This window comes from Mesorhizobium sp. WSM2561, from assembly GCF_000513915.1.
Classification (GTDB): domain Bacteria; phylum Pseudomonadota; class Alphaproteobacteria; order Rhizobiales; family Rhizobiaceae; genus Mesorhizobium; species Mesorhizobium muleiense.
Genome location: NZ_AZUX01000005.1, coordinates 1 through 19887, shown reverse-complemented (window position 1 = coordinate 19887; position 19887 = coordinate 1). Strand labels below are relative to the sequence as shown.

At 63.0% G+C, this 19887-nt stretch carries 18 protein-coding genes; 13 read left to right on the top strand and 5 right to left on the bottom strand.

All coding sequences use genetic code 11. From position 1 onward, the window contains the following. Positions 1–168 precede the first annotated feature (168 nt). From M727_RS0108020 to M727_RS0108005, 4 genes are all read left to right on the top strand, one after another. On the top strand, positions 169–1143 hold the full coding sequence (locus M727_RS0108020; protein WP_027152240.1) for an ABC transporter substrate-binding protein: 975 nt from the start codon (positions 169–171) through the stop codon (positions 1141–1143). 75 nt (positions 1144–1218) lie between these two features. After that, complete coding sequence (locus M727_RS0108015) at positions 1219–2304, top strand: glycine betaine/L-proline ABC transporter ATP-binding protein (protein WP_027152239.1); 1086 nt, start codon at positions 1219–1221, stop codon at positions 2302–2304. Further along, a complete protein-coding gene (locus tag M727_RS0108010; protein ID WP_027152238.1) occupies positions 2301–4283 on the top strand; it encodes an ABC transporter permease subunit in 1983 nt (660 codons plus the stop codon). Before M727_RS0108015 ends, M727_RS0108010 begins: the two co-directional genes overlap by 4 nt. A gap of 62 nt (positions 4284–4345) precedes the next feature. Further along, positions 4346–5371, top strand: a complete 1026-nt coding sequence (locus tag M727_RS0108005) for a serine hydrolase (RefSeq protein WP_156941499.1) — start codon at positions 4346–4348, stop codon at positions 5369–5371. A gap of 35 nt (positions 5372–5406) precedes the next feature. On the opposite strand, the gene M727_RS0108000 is transcribed toward M727_RS0108005, so the two are convergent. Continuing rightward, positions 5407–6765, bottom strand: a complete 1359-nt coding sequence (locus tag M727_RS0108000; RefSeq protein WP_027152236.1) for an NAD(P)/FAD-dependent oxidoreductase — start codon at positions 6763–6765, stop codon at positions 5407–5409. Positions 6766–7016: 251 nt separating this feature from the next. Here M727_RS0108000 and M727_RS0107995 point away from each other — a divergent pair, with 251 nt between their 5' ends. After that, positions 7017–7724 (top strand): XRE family transcriptional regulator, encoded by a 708-nt coding sequence (locus tag M727_RS0107995; RefSeq protein ID WP_027152235.1) that lies wholly within the window; start codon positions 7017–7019, stop codon positions 7722–7724. 221 nt (positions 7725–7945) lie between these two features. Here M727_RS0107995 and M727_RS0107990 read toward each other — a convergent pair whose 3' ends face one another. Genes M727_RS0107990 through M727_RS0107975 form a run of 4 tightly spaced genes read right to left on the bottom strand, consistent with a single transcriptional unit; the run spans position 7946 to position 11702 of the window. Beyond that, complete coding sequence (locus M727_RS0107990) at positions 7946–8986, bottom strand: DUF3445 domain-containing protein (protein WP_027152234.1); 1041 nt, start codon at positions 8984–8986, stop codon at positions 7946–7948. 9 nt (positions 8987–8995) lie between these two features. After that, complete coding sequence (locus tag M727_RS0107985) at positions 8996–9961, bottom strand: PDR/VanB family oxidoreductase (RefSeq protein ID WP_027152233.1); 966 nt, start codon at positions 9959–9961, stop codon at positions 8996–8998. After that, complete coding sequence (locus M727_RS0107980) at positions 9958–10554, bottom strand: dimethylamine monooxygenase subunit DmmA family protein (RefSeq protein WP_027152232.1); 597 nt, start codon at positions 10552–10554, stop codon at positions 9958–9960. The genes M727_RS0107985 and M727_RS0107980 overlap by 4 nt, the downstream gene beginning before the upstream one ends. Positions 10555–10568: 14 nt before the next feature. After that, on the bottom strand, positions 10569–11702 hold the full coding sequence (locus M727_RS0107975) for an aminomethyltransferase family protein (protein WP_027152231.1): 1134 nt from the start codon (positions 11700–11702) through the stop codon (positions 10569–10571). A 165-nt stretch (positions 11703–11867) separates the two neighbouring features. Between M727_RS0107975 and M727_RS0107970 the strand changes: the two genes are divergently transcribed. From M727_RS0107970 to M727_RS0107935, 8 genes are all read left to right on the top strand, one after another. Beyond that, a complete protein-coding gene (locus tag M727_RS0107970; RefSeq protein ID WP_027152230.1) occupies positions 11868–13265 on the top strand; it encodes an ammonium transporter in 1398 nt (465 codons plus the stop codon). 23 nt (positions 13266–13288) lie between these two features. After that, positions 13289–13507: a hypothetical protein gene (locus tag M727_RS0107965; RefSeq protein WP_027152229.1), complete on the top strand. Its 219-nt coding sequence runs from the start codon at positions 13289–13291 to the stop codon at positions 13505–13507. 132 nt (positions 13508–13639) lie between these two features. Beyond that, the gene (locus tag M727_RS0107960; protein ID WP_027152228.1) at positions 13640–14536 is read left to right on the top strand and encodes a glutamine amidotransferase family protein; all 897 of its coding nucleotides are present in this window, start codon (positions 13640–13642) and stop codon (positions 14534–14536) included. A gap of 4 nt (positions 14537–14540) precedes the next feature. Continuing rightward, positions 14541–15287 carry a GXGXG domain-containing protein gene (locus M727_RS0107955; RefSeq protein ID WP_027152227.1) on the top strand — a complete coding sequence of 249 codons (747 nt, stop codon included), beginning with the start codon at positions 14541–14543 and terminating at the stop codon, positions 15285–15287. A gap of 6 nt (positions 15288–15293) precedes the next feature. After that, positions 15294–16622 (top strand): FMN-binding glutamate synthase family protein, encoded by a 1329-nt coding sequence (locus M727_RS0107950; protein WP_027152226.1) that lies wholly within the window; start codon positions 15294–15296, stop codon positions 16620–16622. Between the two features lie 37 nt (positions 16623–16659). Then, a complete protein-coding gene (glnT, locus tag M727_RS0107945) occupies positions 16660–17967 on the top strand; it encodes a type III glutamate--ammonia ligase (RefSeq protein WP_027152225.1) in 1308 nt (435 codons plus the stop codon). A 92-nt stretch (positions 17968–18059) separates the two neighbouring features. After that, complete coding sequence (locus tag M727_RS0107940; protein WP_027152224.1) at positions 18060–19313, top strand: sarcosine oxidase subunit beta family protein; 1254 nt, start codon at positions 18060–18062, stop codon at positions 19311–19313. Positions 19314–19329: 16 nt separating this feature from the next. Continuing rightward, complete coding sequence (locus M727_RS0107935) at positions 19330–19605, top strand: sarcosine oxidase subunit delta (RefSeq protein WP_027152223.1); 276 nt, start codon at positions 19330–19332, stop codon at positions 19603–19605. Positions 19606–19887 lie beyond the last annotated feature (282 nt).

Below are 19887 nucleotides of genomic sequence, written 5' to 3'. Positions count from 1 at the left end.
CACGACATCTTCATCGAATTGGGCATCATTGCGTCTGCGCCTACTTCAGCGCCGACAGCAATTTGGTGCCAATGGACTTGCGCAACGACCGGCTTTTCCAACACAATCAAAAGGACGCAAGAAGGGAACGAACGATAACTTCCACCAGAGCTTGACAGGAGAACAGGCATGTCACTTCGGAGTTTGATTTCGAGATTATCAATGGGAGCCTTAACACTTGCCGCTGCAAGTGCATTGACGCCTTCGGCCCATGCGGCGGCGCCAGAATCCAACGACCCGATCAAGATCGCGCTGTTCGACTGGACCAGCGTCAATTTGAACGCAAAGATCCTCGGCGGCATTCTGGAAAAGCTCGGATACACGGTCGAGTACCCGACCGCCGATTATCTCTCCAGCCTGACCACCGGCCTTACAAATGGCGATCTCACAGTCGCGTTGGAATTCTGGGACACGACTGCCGGCGAAGCCATGAAGGCCTCGGATGCGACCGGCCAGACCGAACGCCTCGGCGCGCTCGGGCCCAAGGCCAAGGAGGAATGGTGGTATCCCGAATACATGAAGGAGAAATGCCCGGGCCTGCCGAACTGGGAAGCGCTGAAGGACCCGAAATGCGCCGAGGCCTTCTCGACGGCGGAAACAGCGCCGAACGGCCGCTATCTCGGCGGCCCCGTGACATGGGAAGGTTTTGACGATGAGCGTGCCGCGGCGCTGAAGCTGCCCTTCACCGTCATCCATGCCGGCACCGATGCGGCGATGTTCGCCGAACTGGATTCGGCCTATCAGCGCAAGGCGCCGATCATGTTGTGGGTCTATTCGCCACATTGGGCGCCGGCCAAATACAAGGGCGAATGGGTCGAATTCCCCGCCTATACGCCGGAGTGCTACAACGATCCGAAATGGGGCGTGAACCCTGAAGCGAAATATGACTGCGGCAAGCCGCATGGCGAGATCTGGAAATATTCCTGGGCCGGCATGAAGGACAAATGGCCGGTCGCCTACAAGGTCGCGAAAAACTACACGGTCGACACCAACGAGCTCAACAAGATGAGCGGCGAGATCGATCTCGAAGGCAAGACGCCGGAAGACGTCGCCGCTGCCTGGATCGCCGCCCACGAAGCCGACTGGAAAGCCTGGGCCGAGTGATCGTTCCAACTGGAAACTGCGAGACCCGGTCATTCATGGCCGGGCCTCTATCCCATATTCCAGAAGGACGACTGCATGGCCGATACGACTGAACAGGTGCCGCAAGCGGCGGGCACGCCAAAGGATGCCCGCCCGATAAAACTTGCCTGCCGCAACGTCTGGAAGCTGTTCGGCGCGAATGCGGCAGGTTTCATCCGCCAGCGCGACGGCAAGGCCAGCATGGCGGAAGTGGCGGCGGCCGGGCTGGTCGGGGCGGTACGCGCCGTCGACCTCGAAATCCGCCAGGGCGAGATCTTCATCATCATGGGCCTGTCCGGCTCCGGCAAATCGACGCTGGTGCGCTGCATGTCACGGCTGGTCGAGCCGACGCATGGCAAGGTCGAGTTCGAGGGCAAGGATCTCCTCAAGATCTCCGATGCCGCGCTGATCGAGCTGCGGCGCCACCGCATGGGCATGGTGTTCCAGAATTTCGCCCTGCTGCCGCATCTGAATGTGCTTGAGAACATCGCCTTTCCACTGGGCATACAAGGGCAGGACCGGCCGACGCGCGAGAATCGCGCGCGGGAAGTGATCGAGCTTGTCGGCCTGCGTGGCCGCGAGCATTTCTATCCGCGTGAGCTTTCCGGCGGCCAGCAGCAGCGTGTCGGCATTGCCCGCAGCCTCGCCACCAAGCCGGAGATCTGGTTTCTCGACGAGCCGTTCTCGGCGCTCGATCCGCTGATCCGCCGCGAGATGCAGGACGAGCTGATGCGGCTGCAGACCATGCTGCACAAGACCATCGTCTTCATCACCCATGATTTCGACGAGGCCATCCGGCTGGCCGACCGCATCGCCATCATGAAGGACGGCGAGATCATCCAGATCGGCACGCCGGAAGAGCTTGTGGTCAACCCGGCGACCGACTATGTCGCCGAATTCACCCGCGACGTCGACCGCGCCAAGGTGATCTCGGCGCGAAGCCTGATGCGCGCCTGCGACGGCGCCGAGCATGGCGGCGTGGTTGCGCCGGATGCCAAGATATCAAGTTTTTCGGCAAGCATTGTCTCGGCCGGCAAGCCGTTCGCCGTCGTCAACAGCAGCGGCAAGCCGATCGGCGAAGTCACGCCGCAAGCGGTGATCGATCTTCTGGCAGGCATCGAACGTCCCGGGGCAAGCGTATGACGGTGACGGCAAGCACCAGCGAGGCGAGATCGCGGCCGGTTCAGATATGGCTGGTGGTCTGGGCCTGCGCCCTTGCCGCGGTGCTTACCGTATTCCTGCTGCAGGACAGGCTGCCCTGGGCGGTCAACTATCCGGCCGGCGCAATCGTTCCGGTCGCCGACTGGGTCAGCGCGCTGATGAACCTGATAAAGTCGAACTTCTCCTGGCTGACGCGGTCGATCACCGCGGCGCTTGGCGTGCCGCTCGATTTCGCGCTCAATCTGCTTGCCAAGAGTTTCAAGATCGGCCGTGGCGCGGATATGATCATCTTGCCGCGCCTATCCTGGGTCGGTGTGTGCATCGCTGCATTCCTGGCCGGCCGCGCTGCCGGTGGCTGGAAGCTCGGCGCGCTGGTCGGCGGCTGTTTTCTCTACATCGCGCTGTTCGGCCAATGGACCAGCGCGATGCTGACGCTGGGGCTGATCTCCATCGCCGTGCCGTTCTGCATCGTCACCGGATTGTTCGTCGGCATCTGGGCGTGGCGCAAGCCATGGGCTGAGAGGCTGTTGATCTCCCCTGCCCTCGACCTGATGCAGACCATCCCGACCTTCGCCTATCTGATCCCGATGCTTCTGCTGTTCGGCAACAGTCCGGTTTCGGCGATGATCGCGACGGCCATTTTCGCGACGCCGCCGATGGTGCGCGCGACGATGCTGGGGCTGTCGCGGGTGCCATCCGAAATCGACGATTTCAGCGAGATGGCCGGCTGCACGGCGCGCCAGAAACTGTGGCGGGTACTTCTGCCGTCGGCGCGTCCCACATTGATGGTCGGCGTCAACCAGGTCATCATGCTGGCGCTCAACATGGTGATCATCGCCTCGATGATCGGCGCCGGCGGCCTCGGCTACGACGTGCTTTTGGCGCTGCGCGCGCTGAAGGTCGGCGAGGCGATGGAAGCCGGCCTTGCCATCGTCGCGCTGGCAATCGCGCTCGACCGGCTGAGCCAGGCGATCGCGCGCAATCACGCGAAGGGCCATGTCTATCAGGAGGTTAGTCCGAGCTTCTGGCGCCGCTACCCCAATCTGACGCTGGCCGTCGCCATCCTTGCAGCCACGACGCTGCTCGGCCTGTTCGTGCCGGCCTTCGCCGCGGTGCCGAAGGCGATCACCTTCACCACCGCGCCGATGTGGAAGACAGCGGTGAGCTGGATCACGATCAACTTCTTCGACACGATCGAAGCGTTCCGCGTGGCGCTGATCCTCAATGTGCTGAACCCGGTGCGCGCCTTCTGCGAGGGCTTCCCGTGGCTGGGCGCGGTGTTTCTGCTCGGCCTTGCCGGCTACCAGCTCGGCGGCCTGCGCCTCGCCGCCCTGGTCGCGGCGCTGACCGTCTTCTGCGCGGTAACCGGTCTCTGGGAAAAGACCATGGCGACGGTCTATCTCTGCGGCATCTCGGCCTTCATCGCTTGCCTGATCGGCATTCCGATCGGGCTGATGGCATCGCGCAGCGACCGTGTCGAGAAGGTCGTCATGCCGGTCATCGACACGCTGCAGGTGCTGCCGTCGTTCTGCTTCATCATCCCGGTGGTGATGCTGTTCCGCGTCGGCGACGTAACGGCGATGATCGCCACGGTCGCCTTCGCCGTGGTGCCGGCCATCCGCTACACCAATCACGGCCTCAGGCAGGTGCCGCCGGCACTGATCGAGGCGGCGAAGGTATCGGGCTGCACCAAGCGCCAGACGTTTTTGCGCGTGCAACTGCCGCTGGCGTTGCCCGAGATCATGCTCGGCGTCAACCAGACAATCCTGATGGCGCTGGCGATGATCATCATCTGCGCTATGGTCGGCACGCGGGATCTCGGCCAGGAGGTGTTCATCGCGCTCTCCAAGGCCGATTCCGGCCGCGGCATCGTCGCCGGACTGGCCATCGCCTTCATCGGCATCGTCGCCGACCGGCTGTTCAACGCCTGGACGGCCAAGGCGCGGGCAAGGCTGGGGTAGCCGCAAAACAGCGGATCGCGTCCCACCTTCGTCTTGCCCAAAATGCATCCCAAGCTGGCTTCATGCTGAAGCGCCCCACCGTGATTCTCGCCTTTCTGCTCATCCTTTCCGTCGCTGCTCACGCTGCGGATGGCCTGGAGCAGCGGCTTGGAAAGCTCCTCGACGAGGCCGAGCGCCTGACGCCGCTGCGCACGGTTGCCATCGCGCATGAGGGCGCGGTGGTGGCGGAGCGCGGCTATCGCGGCCACTCTCCGACACGTCCCGCCAACATAAAATCGGCCTCCAAGTCGATCATCTCGGCGCTCGTCGGCATCGCCATCGACAAGGGCGTGCTGCAAGGCACTGACCAGAAGATCGCTCCGCTTCTTCAGGCCAACCTGCCAGCCGACGCGGATCCGCGTCTCCAGCAGGTTACGATCGGTCATCTGCTTTCCATGCAGGCCGGGCTGGGTCGGACCTCAGGCCCAAACTACGGGCGCTGGGTGGCAAGCGACAACTGGGTGCGGGCAGCGCTCGCCATGCCCTTCGACGATGAACCGGGCGGCACCATGCTCTATTCCACCGGCTCGACCCATCTCCTTTCGGCGATCCTGACGCGGCGGACCGGCCGCTCGACCCTGGAACTGGCGCGTGAATGGCTCGGGCCGCAGGAGGGCTTTTCCATCACCACCTGGGACCGCGACCCACAGGGCATCTATCTCGGCGGCAACCAGATGGCCATGAGCCCGCGCTCGCTGCTGGCCTTTGGCGAGCTCTACCGCAGCGGCGGGATGAGCCGCGGCGGACGGCAGCTCGTGCCGGCCGATTGGATCAAGCTCTCCTGGCAGCCACGCACCGCCTCGCGTTTCACCGGTGACGGTTACGGCTATGGTTGGTTCATCCGTCAGATCGCGGGCGACGCGGTCTTCTACGGGTGGGGATATGGCGGGCAGATGGTCTATGTTGTGCCCGGGCGCGCGTTGAACGTGGTCATGACTTCAGATGAAAACGGCCCCGCCGGCCGCAGCGGCCACCGCGACGATCTCCATGCCCTGCTCCGCCGGATCATTGAAGCGACGAAAGAGGTGGGCGAGGCGCGCAGCAACTGACGCATGTCGCGCAAAGCTGTGTGGTGAAGAAGCCGCTACTCCGCCGCGACGCCTTTCACCTCGAGATAGGATTCCATCGAATCGTCCATCGCCTGCAGCCAGGGCGTATGGTGCAGCGGCGCCATCGTGCCGGTCATCAGCGAGCGGTAGGCGTGGTCGCGGAAACTCATGATGTCTTGCGCCTTGTGGTGCTCCCATTCCATGAAGGTCTGATTTGTCGCCTCGACGTCGAATCCCGGATAATCGGTCTGCTCCATCAACTCCCTGGTGTAGTCGCCCTGGAACCAGATCATCTGCTCGGCGTCTTCCAGCGTTTCCTCGCGCGCCCGCCATCTCCTGCCATGTTCCGCCATCGCTTCTGCCGAAGGCAGTTCGATGCGGCCCATGATGACGTCGCGCGCGAACCAGGCCTGCGCGTCGAACATGTTGAAGGTGTAGAACTGGTCCTGCATGCCGATATAGAACAGCTGCGGGTTCTTCTCCCAGACGACGCCCTCATAGAGCCCGTCCGGCCACATCCGATTGGCGGTCTTGAGCTTCAGATCCTCGGTGAGGAACGGGAAGGAGTGGAGGTAGCCGGTGCACAGGATGATGGCGTCGACATCCCTGGTGCTGCCGTCCTTGAAATGCGCGGTCTTGCCGACGACCTTCTGCAGCAGCGGCACTTCCTGCCAGTTGTCAGGCCATTTGAAACCCATCGGCTTCGAGCGGTAGCTGGAGGTGATCGACCTGGCGCCGTATTTGTAGCATTGCGAGCCGATGTCCTCGGCCGAATAGGAGCGGCCGATGATCAGGATGTCCTTGTCCTTGAATTCCATGGCGTCGCGGAAATCATGGCTGTGCAGGATGCGGCCGTTGAAGGTCGAAAAACCCTCGAAATAGGGGACGTGGGGCACGGAGAAATGCCCCGAGGCGACAACGACGTTGTCGAACTCCTCGGAATAGGTGACGTCGTTGCTGCGATCATGCGCGGTGACGGTGAACTTTTTCGTCGCGTCGGAGAAGGTCACCATGCGCACCGGGCTGTTGAAGCGCACCCATTGGCGCACCTCGGATTTTTCGACGCGGCCCTTGATGTAGTCCCACAGCACGGCGCGCGGCGGGTAGGAGCCGATCGGCCGGCCAAAGTGCTCCTCGAACGTGTAGTCGGCGAATTCGAGGCATTCCTTCGGCCCGTTCGACCAGAGGTAGCGGTACATCGAGCCGTGCACCGGGTCGCCATGCTCGTCGAGGCCGGTGCGCCAGGTGTAGTTCCACAGGCCGCCCCAGTCGGACTGCTTTTCGAAGCAGACGATTTCCGGGATGTCCGCGCCCTTGTCGGCTGCCGACTTGAAGGCTCGAAGCTGGGCCATGCCGGACGGTCCGGCTCCGATGACGGCAACACGACTTTTCATTGCGAGCCTCCGGGTCTCATTTCCCTAACGAAACAAATTTCACTGACAGGACAGTAATTGCCCCTTCGATGCTGTCAACAGGCCTTCTGCTGAAACCACGTTTCACCAATGGGATTTTCAGCAGAACCGCATGGCGGAAACCCGGAGAGCAAGCGTTCGACATAAAGTGGCTTGCCGTCGCAGTTGCGCTCTGTATCAGCAGCGAATATGTTCACCCTGAGTGAAATTAATCTGCAGGACCGGGTGGCGACATGGCGAAGAAAGCTTCCAGTTTGAGGAATGGGGCCGCCGCCAGGGCCAAGCCACAGCCGAAGGGCGTGGCAACGATCCGGACGCCACTGACCCAGGACCCGCACGCCGTCCGCGACACCCGCGAAAAGGTCCTCGAGGTCGCGATCGGCCGCGAGGTGCGGGCGTTTCGCAAAAAACTCGGCATCACCGTTGCCGATCTTGCCGCTGCCACCGACATTTCGCTTGGCATGCTGTCGAAAATCGAAAACGGCATCACCTCGCCGTCGCTGACCACCTTGCAGGCGCTATCGCGGGCGCTCGGCGTTCCGGTCACCGCCTTCTTCCGCCGCTTCGAGGAAGAGCGCAGCGCCGTCCTCGTCAGGGCTGGCGAAGGCCTCGACGTCGAGCGCCGCGGCACGCGCGCCGGCCACCAGTACAATCTGCTCGGCCATATCGGCTCCAACACCAGCGGCGTCGTCGTCGAACCCTATCTGATCACGCTGACCGAGGATTCCGATGTGTTTCCGACCTTCCAGCACGAAGGCATGGAGTTCCTCTACATGCTCGAAGGCGAGGTCACCTACCGGCACGGCAGCAATCTCTATCCGATGAAGCCCGGCGACAGCCTGTTCTTCGACGCCGATGCGCCGCACGGGCCGGAGGTGCTTACCGTCCTGCCGATGCGCTATCTTTCGATCATCTGCTATCCGCAGGGCAGCGCGGGTTGAGAGGGTTGGTCTGCGAAGGACTGCGCCTCATTCCAGCTTGGCTTCCTCGCCCCCACGAAAGCGGGGGAGAGGTGGCTCGGCGAAGCCGAGACGGAGAGGGGGAACCGCGCATTACGAAAGCCCCCTCTCCGGCCGCTTCGCGGCCACCTCTCCCCCGCTTCGCGGTGGGGCGAGGAACCCAGGTCTTGAGAGGGCAGCGCAACGGGATCCTAGGCAAAAACTCAGTCCGGCCCGAAGCCGGCTGACGTCGGGCTGCCGTCGTCGAGCTTCGACAGCCACTCAACCAGCGTCGCGCGATAGCGCGTCAAGCCTTTGTAATTGGCGAGTTCTTCGGGCAGGTCGCGAATGACGCGATGCAGGCGCCGCGCCCATTTCGGCTGCGTCACCAGCTCGTCCATCTTGATCAGATAGCAGCGGATCGGGAAGACGATACCGTTCGAGCGCGGCAGTCGCCAGAAGCTTTGCAGCTCAACGCGCAGATGGACCTTGTCGCCGACGTTTTCGGGCGTCACCGTCGCCCGGTCCGGACCCCATTTGTGATAATTTTCCGGACTGGTGTCGAGGCGCGGATTGATGGTCATCGTCCAGTTCAGCCGCCGCGCCGGCTTGCCCTGCTGGATGTTGGTGAGGAATTTGAGCGCGCGAGTGAAAATCCCCTTCTCATGCGCCAGCGGCACCGGCGCATGCCACTCGAAGAAGTTCATGCCGATGTCGAAATCGAGCGACCAGTCGGCCTGGGTGGTGACCATGCCGGCATCCATCCACAGATTGCCGTCGCGCTGGTCGAGGATGCAGAAATCGCCCTGGCTCTGCCGTGTGATGTATTCCATCGGCCCGTAAGGCAGCGTCGAGACATCGCCGAAGGTGAAGCTGTCGTCGATGCCGAGCGGCCGGTTGATCCAGCGCCATTTGTCGCCGTCGCGCGTCAGCGTGAAATGCTCGGGATAGCCCAGCGCCTGCTGTTCCATCAGAAGTTCGAGCAGGTCCCAGCCGGCCAGCGTCATGTGCGGCAGCGACTGGCAGCGCAGCGGATCCTCCGCCAGCACCAAAGCGCGGTCCTGCATCTCGGCGACATAGTGCTCGTCGATGTCGATCAGGTTTTCGAGCACGCTGCCCTTCGGCCCGACGACGTGCGGCTCGATGTTGACCGCATACATGTAGCTGTCTTCGTGGAACGGGAACGGAAACCGCCTGATGTGCTCCGGGCTGTTCCTGAAGGTGAAGTCGTTACGGAACGTTTCGTTACGAAAGGTGATGCCCAGGCTCGCCTCCTATCTTTCCAGAACCAGCGACCTGCCCTCGAAGCGCGAGACGCAGGGCATGATCTTCTTGCCGCAACGGTGCTCTTCCTCGCTCAGCCAGTGGTCGTAGTGGACGAATTCGCCGTCATGCGCGATGACATTGGTTTCGCACTGGCCGCAGACGCCGCCGCGGCAGAGATAGGGCGGATCGACGCCGGCCGCCTCGATGGCCTCGAGCAGGCTCTGCTGCTCGCCGACGCGGATGGTCTTGCCGCTGACCGCCAGCGTCACCTCGAACGGGGCGCCGGGTTGCGGGGCGGCAAAATGCTCGAAATGCACGGTTTCCGCCGGCCAGCCCAGCGCAGCGGCGCGATCGCGCACCCAACCGATCATGCCCGACGGGCCGCAGACATAGAGATGCGTGCCGAGCGGCTGCGACGACAGCAGCCGGTCGAGCTCGATGCGCTCGTCGCGATCGTCGTGATAGAGCCTGACCCGGCGCTCGTAGCGCTCCCTGAGCACATCGGCATAGGTGCCGAGCGAGGCGGTGCGGCAGGTGTAATGCAACTCGAAATTGCCGCCATCCGCCGCCAGCTGCGCGGTCTGCGCCATGAACGGCGTGATGCCGATGCCGCCGGCCAGCATCAAATGCTTCCTGGCGCGCAGGTCGAGCGAGAACAGATTGACCGGATAGCTGATCACCATCTCATGGCCCGGCCTGACATGCCGGTGCATGTACAGCGAGCCGCCGCGGCCGACATCGTCGCGGCGCACCGAGATCGTGTATTCGCGTGTGTCGAGCGGCGAGCCCATCAACGAATAGGGGTTGAGCCTCGTCCGCTCGCCGTCGCGCATCTCCACCACAACATGAGCGCCGCCAGAAAATGTCGGCAAAAGCAGCCCGTCGCGCCGGCGGAAATGGAAGCGCGTGACCAATTCGTTGACCGGGACGACATCGCTCACCACGACATCAAGCTTGGTGGTGCCGGTGCTCATCGAAAGATCTCCTCCGTCGGAGGAATTTCGCTGCGGTCTTCCGCATTGATGCAGACGCCCTGGAAAGCCGCGAGGCGCCTGGAATAGTGATCGCGTACCAGAAGAAGCAGGCCACAATGCGAACACGTTGCCGGCTGCGTCGTCACGTTTTCAGTGATGCCCTTGCAGTGGACGCATTGGATGCGGCGCGCCAGCGAGCCGCGGTGCTCGGTCTGGATCGCGGTGTGGTCGATTCCGGCTTCGAGCGCCGCCTGCATCGCCTGGCCGATCAGTCCCTCGGTGCCGGCGAGATAGAGACGCAGGCCCATATGGGCGTTGGCCAGCGTCTGCTTCAGCCGCGGCAAGGCACTGGCGAAGGAAGGCCCCTGGTAGAACTGCGCCGGCCCCAGCGCTTCGAGCGCGGCGACATGTCTGCCATCCTGGCCGGGGATGAAGATGATGTGGGCATCGGCAAAGAAACCATCGGGCGCCTTGGCGGCCAGCTCTGTTATGGCCAGCGCTCCTTCTGCATCCGCCACGAAAAGATGGTGCTTGCCGGGCTGCGGGGACAGGGTTCCGTAGACGGGCCGGCTGATGATGCTTTTCGCTGCCATTCTCTCAGTATGCCTCAGCCTTTCGCCGTGCGCTTAGTCTTCTTCGGATCATCGAATGGAAGCGGCTCAGCCGTCGCGCTGATGGCGCCGCTCTGGTTGCGGATCTCGAGCCTGGTGCCCTGAACGGCGCAGTCGACGTCGAGCCGGGCGATGCCCATCGATTTCTTAACCAGCGGCGAATACATGGCGCAGGTCACTACGCCGACCTTTTTGCCGTCGCGATAGACCGGCGCGCCCTCGTCGGCCGGCTCCTTGCCTTCGAGCAGCACGCCGAAGATCTTGAAGCGCTCCTTGCCCTTGAGGCGGTAGTGCTCCTCGGCACCGCGAAACCCTGTCTTGCCGGGGCTGACTGTGAAGTCGAGGCCGAGTTCCCACAGCGTATCGCCGGGGCCCTCGTTTTCAAACGGATATTTCTGCGAATTGTCGTAGGGATAGAACAAGAGGTAGCTCTCGACGCGCAGCATGTCGAGCGTGGTGAACCGGCACGCGATGATGCCGGCGCTCTTGCCTTCGTCGAGGATGGTGTCCCAGATCGTGCCGGCATCCTGGCCGCGGCAGAAGATCTCGTAGCCGCGCTCGCCGGTGTAACCGGTGCGCGAGATCATCACCGGAAAACCGAACAGCCGGGTCTGCATGTGGTGGAAATAGTTGAGGTCGCGAATGCCCGGCACATGCTTTGCCAGATAGTCGACGGCTATCGGCCCCTGCAGCGAGAGGTCGTGCAGATTGTCATCGAAACGCAGCGATACATCGCGGCCCATGGCGGCCCGCTGCAACTCCTCGTGGCCGGTGCCAGAACCGTGCACGACCATCCAGGCATTCGGGCCGGTGCGGTAGAGGATGCAGTCGTCGGTGAACTTCCCGGCCTCGTTGAGCATGCAGGCATAAGCCGACTTGCCGGGATATATTTTCTCGACGTCGCGCGTCGTGGCGAGGTCGATCAGGTGCGAGGCATGCGGCCCGGTGATGTGGACCTTCTTCAGGCCCGACACGTCCATCAGCCCGGCCTTGGTGCGGATGGCGATGTACTCCTCGTCGGCGTCCTTGTCGTAGGTCCAGGCGGTGCCCATCCCGCTCCAGTCTTCGAGCTTCGAACCGAGCGCACGATGGCGATCCGCCAAGTTCGAAAATCTCCAGGATGCGGTCATGGACTTGCTTCTCCTCACAAGATTGCCGGCGTTCGCCGCTCAAGGGCACGGAGGCCATGCGACGGTCAGCGCCATATTGACTCAAAACTCCAAAAGCGCGCAATACTAAGATGCAAAAAGTTTTACTGAGAGGCAAAGAACGCAACTGAACGGAGGGGACATGCGATGGAAGGGAATCTCAACGCTCTAACGACCATTTTCACGGAGTTCTACTACTGGGTGACCATCGTCATGATGTTCCTGATCCATGTCGGGTTCTGCATGTACGAGGTCGGCGTGTCGCGTCGGCGCAATCATCTGAAAACGCTGATGAAGAACGCGATGGCGATTCCGCTCGTCACGATCACCTTCTATTTTTTCGGCTGGTGGATCTATTTCGGCTTCCCCAACGGGCCGGGCATCGCTGGCGGACTTGTCACCGCACCGTTTGCCGAACCATGGAATCCGCTGATGGGCACCCACCTCTCCGGTGTCAATCCGGGCGAGACGGGGGTCACGCCGACCGACGCCGCGCTGTGGCATCGCCTCAACGGCGTGTTCTGGGGCGCCTTTCTGCTGTTTTCCATCACGACGGCGTCGATCATCTCGGGCTCGATCATAGAGCGCGCGCGCTCTGGCGCGTTCTGGATCGTCGCGGTGCTGATCGGCTCGGTCCTGTGGATCCTCGACGCGTCCTGGGGCTGGCATCCGCAAGGCTGGATGGTGAAACTCTGGGGCTATCATGATGCCTATGCGTCGGGCGTGGTGCACGCAATCGCGGGCGGAGCGGCGCTCGCCTTTCTCATCGTGCTTGGTCCGCGCATCGGCAAGTTCAGGCCCGACGGCACGGCGCGCGATATCCCGCCCCACAATGTTTGGCTGGTCACGATCGGCCTGTTCCTGATCTTCACCGGCTTCTGGGGCTTCTATGCCGCGTGCAACATTCCGCTGATCAGCCCGGCCACGATTGCCGGCCAGATCACCGGCGAAACCTGGACGGCGACCAACATCTATCTCGCGCCGACCACGCTTTCGGCGATCACCTTCAACTTCCTGATGTCGCTGTCGGGCGGTATGCTGGCCGGCTACATCGTCTCGAAAGGCGACCCTTTCTGGACGTTCTCGATGGGGCTTTGCGGCATTATCTCGGCCTCGGCCGGCAATGACCTCTATCACCCGATCCAGGCACTGCTGATCGGCGCGATCGTCCCGACCATCTGCTACAAGCTGCACTATTTCGTCGAACGCCGCTTCAAGATCGATGATGCGGTGGGCGCCGTTGCCGTGCACGGTTACGGCGGCTTCCTCGGGGTCGTGGTGGCAGGCTTCATGCTGTGGGGACAGCCGTCCTCGCCCTATGAAGGCTTCGCGCACATCAACCCGCTCGGCAATTTCGCGGGTGCGGTGCTGATGTTCGTGCTCGGTTTCGTCCCCACCTTCGTGGTCTGCACGATCCTCAACAGCATGAACCTCCTGCGCGTACCGGCGAAGGTGGAACTCGAGGGCGTCGACTTTGCCCTCAACCATGCGTTTGAGGCGTCCGTCCGCGAAGTGGGAGCCGCCGAAAAGGCCATGATCAAATAAGTCAACGGGCAAGGAGAACCGCAATGTCTACCAATGGAATGGAAAGCTGGGCCGTCGACCTCAAGGACGTCGGCGCGATCTACCCGTTTCAGGGTTCCGAAGTCGTGATGGTGATCATCGGCCTCGTCTTCTGGATCGGATGGCACGTCCTCCAGACGCGCCACGAGAACGCTGAAATTGAAGCCGACATGGCTGCGGATCGCACTGGAGAGGAAACCAGAAAGGCGATTGACCGCCATTAAGTCGCCGCCGGATCGTCTGGCGCGCCATTTGCGCCAGACGACTTGTCCAATATGAAAAAAACTTTCATACGAGTTGAACTCAACCTATGATGCTGGTAGCACCGGAATCATACCTCACCTCGGGAGCCTGACATGTGCGGAATCGTCGGACTGTTTTTGAAGGACAAGTCGCTCGAGCCCCAGCTTGGCTCGATGCTGTCGGAGATGCTGATCTCGCTCAGCGATCGCGGTCCCGACAGCGCCGGCATCGCCATTTATGGAGCGCCATCCGGCAATGAGGCCAAGATCACCATCCAGTCGGCAAAGCCGGAGCACGATTTCCGCAACCTCGACGCCGAACTCGCCAGGGCGATCGGAACGCCGGTGAACATCGCGGTGAAATCGACGCATGCGGTCGTCAGGACGACGCCCGACAAGATCGATGAAGTGCGCGAGGCGATCCAGGCGCTGCGCCCGGACATCCGCATCATGGGCGCCGGCGACGTCGTCGAAATCTACAAGGAGGTCGGCTTGCCCGAAGCGGTCGTCGATCGCTTCGACGTGCGCAGCATGACCGGTACGCACGGCATCGGCCACACGCGCATGGCGACGGAATCGGCGGTGACGACGATGGGCGCGCATCCGTTCTCGACCGGCGCCGACCAGTGTCTGGTGCATAATGGCTCGCTGTCCAATCACAACAATGTCCGCCGCGAGCTGATTCGCGAAGGCATGAAATTCGAGACCGAGAACGACACCGAAGTCGCGGCCGCCTATCTCTCCTCAAAGATGGCGCATGGCAAGAATCTCGGCGAGGCGCTGGAAGGCACGCTGAGCGACCTCGACGGCTTCTTCACCTTTGTCGTCGGCACCAAGAACGGCTTCGGCGTGGTGCGCGATCCGATCGCCTGCAAGCCTGCCGTCATGGCTGAGACCGACCAGTATGTCGCCTTCGGCTCGGAATATCGCGCGCTCACCAAGCTGCCCGGCATCGACAATGCGAGGGTCTGGGAGCCCGAGCCCGCAACCGTCTATTTCTGGGAGCATTGAGCTCATGCCGGCAATCAACGTCTCCAAGGCGACCCGCGAGCAAGACCATGAGCAGAGTCGGGCGTCGAGGGTCTTCGACCTGGCCGAAATGCCGTTGCGCGAGCTCAATCAGGCGCTACACAATCTGACCCTCGGTTCGAACGAGACCGCCTGGGAAGTGCTCAATCCGAAAGGCAGCCATTCGGTCGCCGTCGGAGTCGACCAGCCGGTCACGATCGATGTCCGCGGCAGCGTCGGCTACTATTGCGGCGGCATGAACGACGGCAGCGCCATCACAGTGCATGGCTCGGCCGGACCCGGCGTCGGCGAAAACATGATGTCGGGCTCGATAACGGTCAAAGGCGACGCCAGCCAATATGCCGGCGCCACCGGCCGGGGCGGGCTGCTGGTCATCGAAGGCAATGCGTCGTCGCGCTGCGGCATCTCGATGAAGGGCATCGACATCGTCGTCCACGGCAATATCGGCCACATGTCGGCCTTCATGGCGCAGTCGGGCAATCTGGTGGTGCTGGGCGATGCCGGCGATGCGCTCGGCGATTCCATCTACGAGGCGCGGCTGTTCGTGCACGGCAAGGTCGGCAGCCTCGGCGCCGACTGTATCGCCAAGGAGATGCGGCCCGAGCATCTGGCATTGCTGCAAGACCTGCTCGACCGCACCGGGGTGACCGGCGTCAAGGCGGCGGAGTTCACGCGTTACGGCTCGGCGCGCACACTCTACAATTTCAACATCGACAACGCCGACGCGTATTGAGGCTCAATGACCTATCGCAACCCGCCGACGACGCCGCGCAAATCCGCGACCTTCGACGACTACACGCTTTCCGAGATCCGCCGCGCCGCTGCGACCGGCATCTATGATATCCGCGGCGCCGGCGCCAAGCGCAAGCTGCCGCATTTCGACGACCTGCTTGTCCTCGGCGCCTCGATCTCGCGCTATCCGCTGGAAGGCTACCGCGAGCGCTGCGACACCAGCGTCGTGCTGGGCTCGCGCCATGCGAAAAAGCCGATCGAGCTGAAAATCCCGATCACCATCGCCGGCATGAGTTTTGGCTCGCTGTCCGGCCCGGCCAAGGAAGCGCTCGGCCGCGGCGCGACGCTGTCCGGCACCTCGACGACGACCGGCGACGGCGGCATGACCGAGGAAGAGCGCGGCCATTCCAAGACGCTGGTCTACCAATACCTGCCGTCGCGCTACGGCATGAACCCGCGCGACTTGCGCCGGGCGGATGCGATCGAGATCGTCGTCGGCCAGGGCGCCAAGCCTGGCGGCGGCGGCATGCTGCTTGGCCAGAAGATCTCCGACCGTGTCGCCGACATGCGCACGCTGCCCAAGGGTATCGACCAGCGCTCAGCCTCGCGCCATCCCGACTGGACCGGGCCTGACGATCTCGAAATCAAGATCCTGGAACTGCGTGAAATCACCGACTGGGAAAAGCCGATCTACGTCAAGGTCGGCGGCGCGCGGCCCTATTACGACACAGCCCTTGCGGTGAAATCAGGCGCCGATGTCGTCGTCATCGACGGCATGCAGGGCGGCACCGCCGCAACCCAGGAAGTGTTCATCGAGAATGTCGGCCAGCCGACGCTTGCCTGCATCCGGCCGGCGGTGCAGGCACTGCAGGATCTCGGCATGCACCGCAAGGTGCAGCTGATCATTTCGGGCGGTATCCGCAACGGCGCCGATGTCGCCAAGGCGCTGGCGCTCGGCGTCGACGCGGTGTCGATCGGCACCGCCGCACTTGTCGCGCTCGGCGACAACGATCCGCGCTGGGAAGCGGATTACAACGAGCTCGGCACCACCGCCGGCGCCTATGACGATTGGCACGAGGGCCGCGATCCGGCCGGCATCACCACGCAGGACCCCGAGCTGATGAAACGGCTCGATCCGATAGCGGCAGGAAGACGGCTGGCGAATTACCTCAAGGTGATGACGCTGGAGGCGCAGACGATCGCCCGCGCCTGCGGCAAGAACAGCCTGCACAATCTCGAGCCCGAGGATCTCGTCGCGCTGACGATCGAAGCCGCCGCCATGGCCGGCGTGCCGCTGGCCGGCACCAACTGGATACCGGGGAAGAACGGCTTCTGATACCAAACTACCAAATACCAATAAGCGAGGAACTATAATGGGGAACGATCTCGCCGCCTTCGCCAAAGGGAACGGCGTCAAATATTTCATGATTTCCTACACCGACCTGTTCGGTGGGCAGCGCGCCAAGCTGGTGCCGGCGCAAGCCATCGCCGACATGCAGAAGGACGGCGCCGGCTTTGCCGGCTTTGCCACCTGGCTCGACCTGACGCCGGCGCATCCAGACATGCTGGCGGTGCCGGATCCGGATTCGGTCATCCAGCTGCCGTGGAAGCCGGAAGTCGCCTGGATTGCCGCCAATTGCATGATGGACGAAAAATCGGTCGAGCAGGCGCCGCGCAACACGCTGAAGCGGCTGATTGACGAGGCGGCGGGCGACGGCATGCATGTCAAGACCGGCGTCGAGGCCGAGTTCTTCCTGATCTCGCCGGACGGCAAGACGATTTCCGACGAATACGACACCGCGTCAAAGCCCTGCTACGACCAGCAGGCGGTGATGCGCCGCTACGATGTCATCGCCGAGATCTGCGACCACATGCTGGCGCTCGGCTGGGGCGCCTACCAGAACGACCATGAGGACGCCAACGGCCAGTTCGAGATGAACTGGGCCTTCGACGATGCGCTGGCGACCGCCGATAAGCATTCCTTCTTCAAGTTCATGGTGAGGTCCGTTGCCGAAAAGCACGGCCTGCGCGCCACCTTCATGCCAAAACCATTCCCCGGCCTGACCGGCAATGGCTGTCACGCCCATATCTCGGTGTGGGACAAGGACGGCAAGACCAATGTCTTTGCCGACAACGCCATGGAGCTCGGCCTGTCGGCGAAGGGCAGGAATTTTCTCGGCGGCATCATGAAGCATGCCTCGGCACTTGCCGCGATCACCAACCCGACGGTCAATTCCTACAAGCGCATCAATGCGCCGCGCACCATTTCGGGCGCCACCTGGGCGCCGAACTCGGTGACCTGGACCGGCAACAACCGCACCCATATGGTGCGCGTGCCCGGCCCCGGACGCTTCGAGCTGCGCCTGCCCGACGGCGCGGCAAACCCTTATCTGCTGCAGGCGGTCATCATCGCCGCAGGCCTCGACGGCATCCGCTCGAAGGCCGATCCCGGCAAGCGCTACGACATCGACATGTACCAGTTCGGGCATACGGTGGAGGGCGCGCCGAAGCTGCCGCTCAACCTGCTCGACGCGTTGCGCGAGTTCGACAACGACAAATCGCTCAAGGCGGCGCTGGGTGAGGAATTCTCGTCGGCTTATCTAAAGCTGAAGCACCAGGAATGGAATTCCTATGCTTCTCACTTCACCCAGTGGGAGCGCGACCACACGCTGGATATCTAGAGCATCGGATCGAAAAGTGTGAAGCGGTTTTCGGATGATTCCGATGCGTCAAGAAAGGTCCTGCGCGGCGCGAGCGACCTCGGAATAGAGTCATGAAATACTCGATCTTCTCCCTCGCCCGCGCAGCATTTTCCGGCCACAAGAATTGGCAGCGCACCTGGCGCGACGCCAGCCCGAAGGACCGCTACGACGTGGTGATCATCGGCGGCGGCGGCCACGGCCTGGCGACGGCATGGTTCCTCGCCAGCGAATACGGCATCAGGAATGTCGCCGTGCTCGAAAAGGGCTGGATCGGCTCCGGCAATGCCGGCCGCAACACCACCATCATCCGCTCCAATTACGGGCTGCCCGGCAATACCGGCTTCTACGAGCTGTCGATGAAGCTGTGGGAGCGGATGGAGCAGGACCTCAACTACAACACGATGGTCAGCCAGCGCGGCGTCATCAACCTCTATCATTCCGACGCGCAGCGCGACGCCTATGCGCGGCGCGGCAACACGATGCGCATCAACGGCATCGATGCCGAACTGCTCGACCTGGCGGCGGTCAAGAAGATGATGCCGTTCCTGAACTTCGACAATGCCCGCTTCCCCGTGCAAGGCGGCCTGCTGCAGCGGCGCGGCGGCACGGCGCGCCACGACGCCGTGGTCTGGGGCTATGCCCATGCGGCGAGCGCGCTCGGTGTCGACATCATCCAGAACTGCGAGGTCACGGGTTTTTCGCGCGACGCCAACGGCAAGGTGACCGGCGTCGAGACGACGCGCGGTACAATCGGCGCCGGCAAGGTCGGCATGGCCGTTGCCGGCAGTTCGTCGCGCGTCGCGGCGATGGCTGGCCTGCGGCTGCCGATCGAGAGCCATGTGCTGCAGGCCTTCGTTTCCGAGGCGATCAAGCCGCTGATCCCCAATGTCATGACCTTCGGCGCCGGCCATTTCTATGTCAGCCAGTCGGACAAGGGCGGGCTGGTCTTCGGCGGCGATATAGACGGCTACAATTCCTATGCCCAGCGCGGCAACATGCCTGTGATGGAAGACGTCTGCGAGGGCGGCATGGCGCTGATGCCGATGATCGGTCGCGTGCGCCTCTTGCGCCAATGGGGCGGCATCATGGACATGTCGATGGACGGCTCGCCGATCATCGACAAGACGCCGGTGGACGGGCTCTATCTCAATGCCGGCTGGTGCTATGGCGGCTTCAAGGCGACGCCCGGCTCCGGCCTTGTCTTTGCTCATCTTCTGGCCCGCGACGAACTGCACAAGGAGGCGGCGCGCTTCCGCCTCGACCGGTTCCGGCGGGGCGCGATGATCGATGAGAAGGGCGTCGGCGCCCAACCGAACCTGCACTGAGGACGGCCCGAAAATCATGCGTATTGTCTGTCCCTTCTGCGGCGAACGCGAACTCGGCGAGTTCACCTGTCTCGGCGACGCCAAGCCGCTGCGGCCGGCAGCCGGCGCCTCGGAAGACGACGTCTTCGACTACGTCTATCTGCGCGACAATGTCGCCGGTGCGATGAGCGAGCATTGGTACCATGGCGGCGGCTGCCGGACCTGGCTGAAGATTACCCGCAACACGCTGACGCACGAGATCTCCTCGGTCGAGCCGGCGGCGGGTGTGGGTGCAAGGCAGGTGGCAAAATGAGTATTCTTAGCCAGTTCAGCGCTGCCGCGAAGAGCGCAAGGCCCCTACCTCCCCCTTGTGGGGAGGTAGGACCGCAGGTCCGGGTGGGGGTCGGCGCCGCNCCCCCNCCCCGCTGCTTCGCAGCGACCCTCCCCACAAGGGGGAGGGTTAGGGGCAGCGCGGCGTTCCTGCATGAAGGCCGGCAATCGTGATCACCAGCCAGTCCCATCGTCTTGCATCAGGCGGTCTCATCGACCGCTCACGGCCGCTGAACTTTCGCTTCGACGGCAAAACCTTTGCCGG

What these genes read in the sequence shown, in the direction of transcription:
- M727_RS0108020 (WP_027152240.1), top strand. Translation starts at nt 169, where the DNA reads ATGTCACTTCGGAGTTTGATTTCGAGATTATCAATGGGAGCCTTAACA.
- M727_RS0108015 (WP_027152239.1), top strand. Translation starts at nt 1,219, where the DNA reads ATGGCCGATACGACTGAACAGGTGCCGCAAGCGGCGGGCACGCCAAAG.
- M727_RS0108010 (WP_027152238.1), top strand. Translation starts at nt 2,301, where the DNA reads ATGACGGTGACGGCAAGCACCAGCGAGGCGAGATCGCGGCCGGTTCAG.
- M727_RS0108005 (WP_156941499.1), top strand. Translation starts at nt 4,346, where the DNA reads ATGCTGAAGCGCCCCACCGTGATTCTCGCCTTTCTGCTCATCCTTTCC.
- M727_RS0108000 (WP_027152236.1), bottom strand. Translation starts at nt 6,765, where the DNA reads ATGAAAAGTCGTGTTGCCGTCATCGGAGCCGGACCGTCCGGCATGGCC.
- M727_RS0107995 (WP_027152235.1), top strand. Translation starts at nt 7,017, where the DNA reads ATGGCGAAGAAAGCTTCCAGTTTGAGGAATGGGGCCGCCGCCAGGGCC.
- M727_RS0107985 (WP_027152233.1), bottom strand. Translation starts at nt 9,961, where the DNA reads ATGAGCACCGGCACCACCAAGCTTGATGTCGTGGTGAGCGATGTCGTC.
- M727_RS0107980 (WP_027152232.1), bottom strand. Translation starts at nt 10,554, where the DNA reads ATGGCAGCGAAAAGCATCATCAGCCGGCCCGTCTACGGAACCCTGTCC.
- M727_RS0107975 (WP_027152231.1), bottom strand. Translation starts at nt 11,702, where the DNA reads ATGACCGCATCCTGGAGATTTTCGAACTTGGCGGATCGCCATCGTGCG.
- M727_RS0107970 (WP_027152230.1), top strand. Translation starts at nt 11,868, where the DNA reads ATGGAAGGGAATCTCAACGCTCTAACGACCATTTTCACGGAGTTCTAC.
- M727_RS0107965 (WP_027152229.1), top strand. Translation starts at nt 13,289, where the DNA reads ATGTCTACCAATGGAATGGAAAGCTGGGCCGTCGACCTCAAGGACGTC.
- M727_RS0107960 (WP_027152228.1), top strand. Translation starts at nt 13,640, where the DNA reads ATGTGCGGAATCGTCGGACTGTTTTTGAAGGACAAGTCGCTCGAGCCC.
- M727_RS0107955 (WP_027152227.1), top strand. Translation starts at nt 14,541, where the DNA reads ATGCCGGCAATCAACGTCTCCAAGGCGACCCGCGAGCAAGACCATGAG.
- M727_RS0107950 (WP_027152226.1), top strand. Translation starts at nt 15,294, where the DNA reads ATGACCTATCGCAACCCGCCGACGACGCCGCGCAAATCCGCGACCTTC.
- glnT (WP_027152225.1), top strand. Translation starts at nt 16,660, where the DNA reads ATGGGGAACGATCTCGCCGCCTTCGCCAAAGGGAACGGCGTCAAATAT.
- M727_RS0107940 (WP_027152224.1), top strand. Translation starts at nt 18,060, where the DNA reads ATGAAATACTCGATCTTCTCCCTCGCCCGCGCAGCATTTTCCGGCCAC.
- M727_RS0107935 (WP_027152223.1), top strand. Translation starts at nt 19,330, where the DNA reads ATGCGTATTGTCTGTCCCTTCTGCGGCGAACGCGAACTCGGCGAGTTC.